Source organism: Streptomyces sp. NPDC048636 (genome assembly GCF_040650655.1).
Taxonomy (GTDB): domain Bacteria; phylum Actinomycetota; class Actinomycetes; order Streptomycetales; family Streptomycetaceae; genus Streptomyces.
The window spans coordinates 202,715-211,528 of sequence record NZ_JBEZHR010000014.1; the positions used below are offsets into that span (position 1 = coordinate 202,715).

7 protein-coding genes are annotated in these 8,814 nt (G+C 71.9%); 1 reads left to right on the forward strand and 6 read right to left on the reverse strand.

Going from position 1 to position 8,814, the window contains the following annotated elements:
- Positions 1-11 precede the first annotated feature (11 nt).
- The 6 genes from AB0C66_RS29695 to AB0C66_RS29720 form a co-directional block, all read right to left on the reverse strand.
- On the reverse strand, positions 12-713 hold the full coding sequence (locus AB0C66_RS29695; protein WP_362445297.1) for a phosphonatase-like hydrolase: 702 nt from the start codon (positions 711-713) through the stop codon (positions 12-14).
- A gap of 5 nt (positions 714-718) precedes the next feature.
- Positions 719-1,849 (reverse strand): TIGR03364 family FAD-dependent oxidoreductase, encoded by a 1,131-nt coding sequence (locus AB0C66_RS29700; protein ID WP_362445300.1) that lies wholly within the window; start codon positions 1,847-1,849, stop codon positions 719-721.
- Between the two features lie 175 nt (positions 1,850-2,024).
- A complete protein-coding gene (locus tag AB0C66_RS29705; RefSeq protein WP_362445303.1) occupies positions 2,025-2,816 on the reverse strand; it encodes a GntR family transcriptional regulator in 792 nt (263 codons plus the stop codon).
- Between the two features lie 57 nt (positions 2,817-2,873).
- Positions 2,874-3,494 (reverse strand): DUF4352 domain-containing protein, encoded by a 621-nt coding sequence (locus tag AB0C66_RS29710; protein WP_362445306.1) that lies wholly within the window; start codon positions 3,492-3,494, stop codon positions 2,874-2,876.
- A 139-nt stretch (positions 3,495-3,633) separates the two neighbouring features.
- The gene (locus AB0C66_RS29715; RefSeq protein WP_362445309.1) at positions 3,634-4,311 is read right to left on the reverse strand and encodes a hypothetical protein; all 678 of its coding nucleotides are present in this window, start codon (positions 4,309-4,311) and stop codon (positions 3,634-3,636) included.
- 444 nt (positions 4,312-4,755) lie between these two features.
- Complete coding sequence (locus tag AB0C66_RS29720) at positions 4,756-7,557, reverse strand: SpoIIE family protein phosphatase (protein ID WP_362445312.1); 2,802 nt, start codon at positions 7,555-7,557, stop codon at positions 4,756-4,758.
- Positions 7,558-8,036: 479 nt separating this feature from the next.
- Between AB0C66_RS29720 and AB0C66_RS29725 the strand changes: the two genes are divergently transcribed.
- The gene (locus AB0C66_RS29725; RefSeq protein WP_362445315.1) at positions 8,037-8,744 is read left to right on the forward strand and encodes a hypothetical protein; all 708 of its coding nucleotides are present in this window, start codon (positions 8,037-8,039) and stop codon (positions 8,742-8,744) included.
- Positions 8,745-8,814 lie beyond the last annotated feature (70 nt).

Below are 8,814 nucleotides of genomic sequence, written 5' to 3' on the forward strand. Positions count from 1 at the left end.
CGGCGGTCATCTCAGGCCGCCCGGGCGGTGAGGAGCTCGGGCAGACCGGCGATCGAGGACAGGACATGGGTGGCCCCGGCCCCGGTCAGCTGCTCCCGGTCGTGCGCTCCGGTGAGGACGCCCGCGACGACGGACGCGCCCGCGCGCACCCCGGTGAGCATGTCGTACGAGGTGTCACCGCAGACCGCGACCGAGCGGACGTCGTCGGTGGCGGTGCGCAGCAGCGCGGTGAGCACCATGTCGGGGTAGGGGCGGCCACGGCCGGCGTCGGCGGGACACAGGGTCAGATCGGCCAGCTCGTGCCAGCCGAGGGCATCGAGGATGCGGTCCTGGGTGGCCCGGGAGAAACCGGTGGTCAGCACCACCGTGATACCGGCTTTCCGCAGGGTCTCGATGGCCTCGGCGGCACCGGGCAGCGCGGCGCACCGTCCGCCGTCGACGAGGTCGTGGTACGCCCCCTCGAAGGCGGCGTTGGCACGCTGGGCGCGCTCCTCGTCGCCGAAGAGATGGCGGAACACGGAGATCTTGGACTCCCCCATCGTGGCGCGGACATAGTCGAGCTGGCGGGTGTGTTCCGGGGAGCCGGGGGTGACGCCGAGCCGTTCGGCGGCCGCGGCGAACGCCTGCTCCACGAGGCCGCCGTCGGCGACCGTGGTCCCGGCCATGTCGAGCACGGCGAGGTCGATGGCGGGGGTGTTGTGGTTCTCGGTCATATCTCCTACCAGCCCAGTTCGTCTGCGGTGGTCTCGGCGATGGCGGGGGCGCAGGTCATTCCGCGGCCACCCGGCCCGGTGACCAGCCACACCCCGTCACGCACCTGCTCCCGGTGGATCACCCGGGAGGGTTCGGTGCACTGCGCGTACACCCCGGCCCAGCGGCGGTGGATCCTCGGCAGGGGACGGCCGAGGAGACCTTCGACGGTGGTGGTGAGGTGGTCGTACGGGTCCTCGACGACGTCGAAGCCGAAGGGGTCCTCGTACTCGTGGGTGTCGCCGATGGTGAGCCCGCCGTCCTCGCGCTGCACCATGAGCAGCTGCATCTTGTGTTCGGCGGCGACGGGCGGCTGCGGCCGGGTGGCGGTGAGGGTGTCCAGGGCGGCGCCGCCGTAGGCCGGGTAGTAGCGGAAGCTGTCGGCATCGGCGACGGAGGTGGTCAGCGCCTCGCCGAGCGGGGCGGTCTGCATCATCTGCAACCGCACCCGGCGCACCGGCAGTTCGGGGGCCAGCTCCCGGACCAGTCCGCCCAGCCAGGCCCCGGTGCACAGCACCACGGTGTCGCCGCGGTGCAGATCGCCGTGGTCGTCGCGGACGGCGGGACCTTCCGCGCCGTCGCGCACCTCGCGGACCTCACGGCCGCCGAGGTAGGTGTAGCGGCCGGAGGCGAGCAGTGCGGTCTTCAGCGCCCGCTGCGCGGTGCGCGGTTCGACCGCGGCGTCGCGCTCGCACCACAGGGCGCCGAGCAGCCGGCCGCGCAGGGCCGGGTTGAGCAGGCGCGTCTCCTCGGCGCCGAGCAGCTTGTAGCCGCGGGCGGCGGCGTCGGGGCGCTGGGCGGCGGCCTCGGCCACCGCGAGCTCGGCCTCGTCGCGGAAGACGGTGAGGGAGCCGTTGGGCCGGAAGCCCAGCGCGGGCACCCGCTCGCCGATGGTCTCCCACAGGGCCCGGGCGCGCAGTGCGGTCTCCAGCTCCTCTCCACCGGCGCGGCCGCTGACCCACACCAGACCGAAGTTGCGCAGGGAGGCGCCCCGGGCCTCCGTCTCGCGTTCGATGTGCAGGACCTCATGGCCGCGTTCCACGGCATGCCAGGCGTGCATGGTTCCCACCACGCCGGCTCCGACGACTATCACTCGCATGGCTGTGACGCTCCTTTGTTCGGGTGGACCGGACTCGACCGGACGGCAACGCCATGGTGAACGGCTACCCAAGCTTGGACTAGACCCGTTATCTTTCCGTAATAGAAAGAGGGGCGTCGTCGGCTGCCCGACACCCCTCTTGGTGCGGTCCTATACGGATATTTCGGGCAGCGTGTCAGCCGTCGACGTCCCGGTCGTCCGTTCCGGCCCGCCGCCCGAGATGGGTGGTGAAGCTGAACCGGTCACCCCGGTACAGCGAGCGGACACGCTCCAGCGGACGCCCCTCGGTGTCCCGCGAGACCCGGTGGATCAGCAGCATCGGCAGCGCGGGCGGCGTCCCGATCAGCAGCGCCTCGCGGGGTGTGGCGAGCACCGTCTCCAGCCGCTCGTCCGCGTCGCCGAAGGAGATGCCGAGCCGGTCGCGGAGATAGACGTAGAAGGACGAGTCGGGATCGAAGTCGGCGTCCAGCCGCGGCACCCGCGCCACCGCCACATAGGTGCTCTCCAGACCGACCCGCTCATCGTCGGCGAACAGCAGGCGCTCCAGGTGCCACACCGGTTCGCCGCGCTCCAGCCCGGCCTCGTCCGCCAGCCCCCGCGGACACGGGAACCGGTCGAGGCCGATGAGGGTACGTCCCGGGCGCAGCCCCTGACGGCGCACGCCCTCGGTGTAGCTGGCCAGCGCCAGCGGCTGCGCCAGCTTGGGGCCCGCCACCACGGTGCCCCGTCCGGCCCGTCGCACCCGGCCTTCGAGCAGCAGCTCGCGCAGTGCCTGCCGTACGGTCTCGCGGGCGACCTCGTAGCGCTCGGACAGATCGCGCTCGGTGGGCAGCAGTCCGCCCTCGCCGAGGTCGTCCAGGAGCGCGGCGATCTGGGTCTTCACCGCGTAGTACTTGGGCACGCGCCCGTGTTCGGGGATGCCGGCGCGGACCGGGGCGCCGGGGGCCTGGTCATTCGGGTAGTCCACAGCAGTGATCGTCGCAGACGGCCGCCCGGTACCGCGGACGGCCCCGCCTCCCGGCCGTCAGCCCGCGCGGACCGCCCACTGGCCGGTCTCCTCGGCGGCACCGCCGCCGGGGATGAACTGGAGCGAGGTCACCGCGGAGCCCTTGGGCACCTCGGCGACCACCCAGCCCACGGACTTGTCCCCGGTGGGCAGCTTCAGATCGGTCGCCATCGCGTCCCCGGCGGCGATGTCGGCGACGGTGGCGTCATAGCGGCGCCCGTCGGCGTCCGCGACCCGGACACAGTCCGGCGGGCTGTCCCGGTAGGTCGCGGAGCCGGTGTTGACGAGCCGGAGCTGGGCCGCCACCCAGCGCTTGCCGGGGCTGGGAATGGTGTGGCTGTCGGCGCTCTTGGCCGGGTCGAGCCACTTCACCAGGGTGACGTCCAGCTTCTCGCCGTCCTCCGCGCCCTTGAGGCTGATGGTGTCGCCGACGGTCGACACCCCCTGGCCCCGGGCTCCGCCGGTGGTGGCCTCGTCCCGCGGGGCGTCGGCGGCGTTGGCACCCTCCGGGCTCCCGGCGGCCGACGAGGACGCCCCGGCCTGGGGTGCGGCGTCCACGGTGGTGCCGTCCTCGGTGCCGCACGCGGTCAGCGACAGGCCCAGGGCAGCGATGAGGAGCGCCGCGGTGCGGATGGACATGTGTCCCCCTGTATGTGGTGGTTGGGGCTCGTGGGGGAGAGGCACTGTATCGGGCGAGCGGGACGATGTGTAGGGATCAGACCGAAATGCCGCGACCGGCAACACGCCCACCACCGGGGGCGCGTGAGCCACGGCCGGGCTAGAAGCTGAGCTGGCCGAGCATCCCCTCATCCGGGACATAGGTGACGACCAGCCATGAACCATCCTGAAATCGCAGCCGGTTGAGCTCGGCCCGCTCGGGCAGCGGGGTCTCGATGGCCACCTCCGTCAGCGGTATCCGCTCCAGCACCCGTGACTTCCGCAGGGTTCCGGTGCTCACCCGCCCCCGTGGTCCGGCGATCACCAACTGGCTGTCGGTGCGCAGCAGCAGTCGACGGGGGTAGCGGGACATCCCGTACCAGCGCAGTACGAGCTGACCCGCGCGGCCGTTCCAGTCGCCGTCGAAGGTCTCGTCGAGCCGGTGCGCGGACAGCTGCGCCGCCGACCCCTCCGCCCGCTCCTCGCTCCCCCGCTTCGCCCGGCGCGCCTTCTCCCGCTCGGTGGCCGAGAACGCCTGGTGCACCGCTTCCACGGCGGCCCCGATCGCTGCCAGGACGAGGGGGATCGCCAGGCCCAGCAGTACGAGGGGGGACACCAGCAGATAGCCGAAGAGGACATGCGGACGGATCCACCCCGGCCGCAGCCGCCCACCCCCGGCCGCCCGGTGGACCTCGGCGGGCGGCCGGGGAATCCGTCCGATCCGGCACCAGGTGCCCCATGACGCCGGGGAGTCCAGCTTCCGTTGGATCCGCTGGAGCTCATACGGGCGCAACTCCACGGGGGTTCACCTCATGTACCTCGGGGCCAGGGGCCCGACGAGGGTATCGGGGCTGCTGTCGCCGCTGGTCAGTGGGCGATTGGCCGCGGCGGGAAGAGCCGGGCGCGGCACCGCGCGGCGCACCGGACGTAAAGCTCGCGTCAAATCCCTCGGGATCCGGTGTCAGAGGGGCGACAAGGGAATTGCGCGGGTGGCCGGGGCGGGGTGAGAGTGGAGGCGCGCGGCGGAGAGAGCCGCGGAACGGGTGCTCCGCCGTACGGGCGGGCCCGGCGCGATGACCAGCACCGTCGCCGCCGAGCACCACGGCCCGACGTGTTCACGGTGCCCCGCACCGTACCTGAGTGCGCGTCGGTCCCCCCGTCGACGGTGGCACGTTCCGCCCTCCCCGCTCTCCCCGCCGCCCTCTCACGAGATGGCCCGCGCACCCGCTGGCGCGGCCGCCGGTCACCGACCGGGCAGTGTCTGCTCGGTCCAGATGCTCTTGCCGGTGGCGGTGTAGCGGGTGCCCCACCGCTGGCAGAGCGCGGAGATCAACTGGAGACCGCGGCCGCTCTCGTCCATCTCCAGGGCCCGGCGGATCCGCGGGGTGGTCAGACTGCCGTCGGACACTTCACAGACCAGGCTGGCGCTGCGCAGCAGCCGTAGCCGCACCGGCCCCTTGGCGTGCCGCACCACATTGCCGACCAGCTCACTGACCAGCAGCTCGGTGGTCATGGCCAGTTCGTCGAGGCCCCATAGGGTCAGCTGTTCGCGGACGTGCTTGCGAGCCTCCCCCGCGGCCTGCGGATCCTCGGGCAGCGGCCAGGAGGCCATCTGTTCCGGGGACAGCGCCCGCACCCGGGCCACGAGCAGGGCGGCGTCGTCGGCGGTCTGCTGCTCGACGGGGAGCAGACCGGCGATGACGGCGTCGCAGACGCGGTGCAGATCCAGGTTCCGGGAATCGCGCAGCAGCCGGGAGAGCCGCTCCATGCCCTCGTCGATATCGCGCTCCACCGACTCCACCAGCCCATCGGTGTAGAAGGCCAGCAGACTGCCCTCGGGCAGGGTCAGATCGACGGTGTCGAAGGGCGGGACCGCGGCGCCCAGCGGCGGGTCGGGGATCACTCCGGGGAAGTACGTGGTGCCGTCGGGGTGGACCACGGCGGGCGGGGGGTGCCCGGCACGGGCGAAAGTCCAGCCGCGGGTGGTGGAGTCGTACAGCGCGTACAGACAGGTGGCGTAGGAGTCCGCGCCGAGTCCGCCCACGATCTCGTTGAGATGGCTCATGATCTCGTCGGGGGGCAGTTCGAGATGGGCGAGGGTGTGGACGGCGGTGCGCAGCCGCCCCATGGTGGCCGCCTCGGAAAGGCCGTGGCCCATCACATCGCCGATGACGAAGGCGACCTGTTCCGCGGAGAGCGGGATGACGTCGTACCAGTCGCCGCCGACTTCCATGCCCTGTCCGGCCGGGAGATAGCGGGCGACGGCCGTACACGCCGGTGGCGAGGGGAGTTCACGGGGCAGCAGCCCGCGCTGCAACTCCTGGGCCCGGATGTGCTCGGCGTCGTAGAGCCGGGCACGCTCCAGGGCTTGGGCGACGAGGGCGGCGATCGCGGTCAGCAGGGTGCGTTCCTCACCGTTGAGACGGCGCGGCTGGTCGAAGCTGATCACACAGGCGCCGAAGGGGCGGCCGGAGGCGGTCAGCGGCAGGAACGCCCAGGACTGCTTGCCGACGGCGTGCGGACGGTCGGCCAGATTGGGATAGCGGTCGGCATACTCCGCGGCGGAGGAGACGAAGAGCGGTTCGCCGGTGCGCATCGCATGGGCGATCGGGGTGGACTCCGAGACCAGGTCGCCGTCCATCTCCGCCAGGAACTCCCGGGAGTAGCCGACGGCTCCGACGTTGTGGCCGCGGTTGTCCTCGATGGCCTGCACGATCAGTCCACTGGCGCCGAACGGCGGCAGTACCCGGCGCGCCACTGCGTCCACCACATCCCGGGAGGTGGTCGCCTTGGCGAGGGCCGTGGTCAGCTCGGAGATGCGGGCGGCACGGCGGGCGGCGGCCTGTTCGGCGGCCTCGCGTTCGGCGTCATGCCGCCGCCGCTCGGTGACATCGGAGAAGTAGCAGGTGGTACCGCCCGGCACCGGAACCAGACGCAGGTGGTACCAGCGTCCGGAGTCCGGCAGCTGGATCTCGAATCCGGCCGGGGTGGCGGTGGCGATGGCCTCGCGGCAGCGCTCCTCGAGACCGGGCACCCGCCGCAGGATGGGCAGTTCCCACAGCGTCCGGCCGACCAGTTCCTCCTCGGAGGAGCCGAGGGTGCGCTCCGCCGTCAGATTGACGAAGGCGATCCGCGCGGTGTCGTCGAGAGCGAGGAAGCCGTCGGTCATATGGCGCAGGGCGCGGCTGAGCGCGTCGGAGGCCGAGCGGGCCTCGTTGCTGTCCCATCCGTGGCCGACCATCCGGACCGGTTCGCCCCGGTCGTCGACGACCACCCGGCCGCGGGCCTGGGTCCAGCCATAGCCGCCTTCGGGACGGCGCACCCGGTACTCGGCCTCGAAGACGCCGCGGTCGCGGATCGCCTGCTGGGCGGCGGCCAGGGCGGCGGGGAGGTCATCGGGGTGGACGACCTTCATCCAGCTCTCGACACTGGGGACGAAGTCGGCCGGGTCGGTGCCGTAGACCTTCATGGCCGCCTCGTCCCAGTCGAGTTCGCCGGTGCGGATGTTCCAGTCCCAGGAGCCGACCTCCAGGGTCCGGCGGGCGCGGGTGAGGTGGCTGCCGAGCGTCTCCCCCCGCGCCGGGCGGACCGGCGGGGGCGCCTGGCTCATCCGTTCCTCGACCCAGGAGGCCACCTCCCGCAGAAAGGCCCACTGCCGCTCGGTCGGCTCTCCGCGCTCCCCCTGCCAGACGGTGAGCGCGCCGACGGTGCGCCCACCGCCGAAGACCGGCACGGCGGCCATACCGGTACGGGGCCCGGGTTCGTCGTCCGACGGGGACGGGGGCACCCAGAGCTGGTGGCCCCGGCGGACGACCTCGGCGGGGGCGGTGTCGTCCTCCTGGTCGACGATCTCCCAGGGAAGGGTGCGGGCCGGGGGCAGTCCGACCGAGGACACCAGACGCAACGCGGACATGGGGCCGCGCAGGTGGACCATGCCGCCGAGCCCGCCGAGCTCGGCCATCGCATGCTGAAGGGCCAGCCGGAAGGCTTCGCTCTCCGTGGTGTTCCGGTCCACGGCAGCAAGCAGGGCAAGTCGCCCATTCATAGCAAAAACCCTACATCATAGGGGGCGTTGTGTTGATCTTCGGCGGGGCGCCTCCGCCGCCATGCGGCCCGCCCGGCCGGCACGGAGGCGCCCGGCACCGCATAAGGGGCACCGGAAAAGGGCGCCGTCGGGCCGTCAATGGACCTCGGAAGCCGCCTTCCGGCGGTCCGGAATTGCGGGTCGAGTTCCGCTTCCGGCGGGCCACTTCGCCACTTCTGTGCCGTACCGCACAATGTCCCGGGCACGCGGCTCCTCCGGACAACAGCCAGCCCGGACAAGGGCGCTGACCTGCTGGACCACCGCTCGCGGCAGGACACCTTAAGCCTTCATTAAGACTTAAGGCTGCTTTAAGGTCCGGCCCGGAATGCACCTTTCGATGCCCTCCGCAAAAAATTCGTGGCAGAAATTTCCGAACGCTCTGAAACGACTCCGGATCCCGACCGTATGGACATGCGGACAGTCGGAAAAGGGAGTCGGAGATGACACGTAAGAGGACGCTCAGCCGCAAGAAGAAGCTCGGCCTGCTGGTCGGCTCACTCGCCTTGGCGGGCACCGGGGCCGGGGTCATGGCGGCGACCAGTAACGCGAGCACCGAGGGGGCGGCCGAGTCCTCCACGGCCTGCTCCGGACTGGCCCAGGCGCTGGCCAACAACGAGAAGTTCATCGCGGACCAGAAGGCCGATCCGGACGCACAGTCCGAGGCGCGGATCGAGAACCGCGAGGCCGTGATCGAGGAGATCAAGCGTAAGCAGGAGGCGTCGGGCTGTGAGGTCGGCGAGAGCGCCGGTCAGGCCGGAGCCGAACCCCCGGCCGACTCCGGAGCGGGCGATCAGGGCGCGGGTGACGAAGCCGGGGCGGGTGACCAGGCCGCGGGCAACCAGGGCGGCGCGGGCGACCAGGCGGGCGGCGCCGACGACACCGGTGGCGGGGCCGCCGCGGGCGAGGTCGTCTGCAAGGGCTCGACCGTGACGCTCTCCGGCGAGGGCGGGGCCCCGGCCGCCTCCAGCGGCGACTTCCCGGTCGGCACCAAGTTGAAGGTGACCAACCTGGACAACAACAAGTCCACGACCGTCTCCGTGACCTCGGCCTCGGGCAGCTGCGCCCTGCTCAACAACGCCGCGTTCGAGCAGGTCCGCGAGGCCGGGAAGTTCCTGATCCGCAATGCCCGGATCGAGCGCGTGGGCTGATCCGGCCGCCCCCCCCCTGTCAGACCCACGGCGTGCCGGTGTGTGTCACGCGCTCATCCAACAACTTCGG

Excerpts from the sequence above, each read along its gene's own strand:
- AB0C66_RS29695 (WP_362445297.1), bottom strand. The coding sequence starts at position 713 with ATGACCGAGAACCACAACACCCCCGCCATCGACCTCGCCGTGCTCGAC.
- AB0C66_RS29700 (WP_362445300.1), bottom strand. The coding sequence starts at position 1,849 with ATGCGAGTGATAGTCGTCGGAGCCGGCGTGGTGGGAACCATGCACGCC.
- AB0C66_RS29710 (WP_362445306.1), bottom strand. The coding sequence starts at position 3,494 with ATGTCCATCCGCACCGCGGCGCTCCTCATCGCTGCCCTGGGCCTGTCG.
- AB0C66_RS29720 (WP_362445312.1), bottom strand. The coding sequence starts at position 7,557 with ATGAATGGGCGACTTGCCCTGCTTGCTGCCGTGGACCGGAACACCACG.
- AB0C66_RS29725 (WP_362445315.1), top strand. The coding sequence starts at position 8,037 with ATGACACGTAAGAGGACGCTCAGCCGCAAGAAGAAGCTCGGCCTGCTG.